Genomic DNA, 229 nt, shown 5'->3' with positions numbered 1-229 from the left:
TTTGCTGCTCGGTGGCCCCGCGACAGCGATCAAGACTGTACCGGTTGCGCCGTTGAAGGTTGGGGAGCATGTGGTTTCGAACCCGGTGCCGGCGGTTCGCAGGAAGACTCAGCAGACGGTGTTGGTCAGGCAGGAGCCTGTCGATGATGTGCCCGTTTCAGGGAAGAACCCGAACGGGGATGCGGCGGCCCCTTCGGATAAGACCGTCACCAACGGCTGCCCGGTGTCG

1 protein-coding gene is annotated in these 229 nt (G+C 63.3%); it reads left to right on the top strand.

Annotation, left to right across the window (positions count from 1 at the left end; genetic code table 11):
- The coding region (locus Q8X51_RS32250; RefSeq protein WP_407695015.1) for a hypothetical protein at window positions 1–229 on the top strand (229 nt) is incomplete at both ends.

Origin of the sequence: Pseudomonas sp. Yb2C2, from assembly GCF_052112325.1 — a bacterium.
Lineage (GTDB): Bacteria > Pseudomonadota > Gammaproteobacteria > Pseudomonadales > Pseudomonadaceae > Aquipseudomonas > Aquipseudomonas marginalis.
This window is presented reverse-complemented; position numbering and strand designations above follow the sequence as displayed.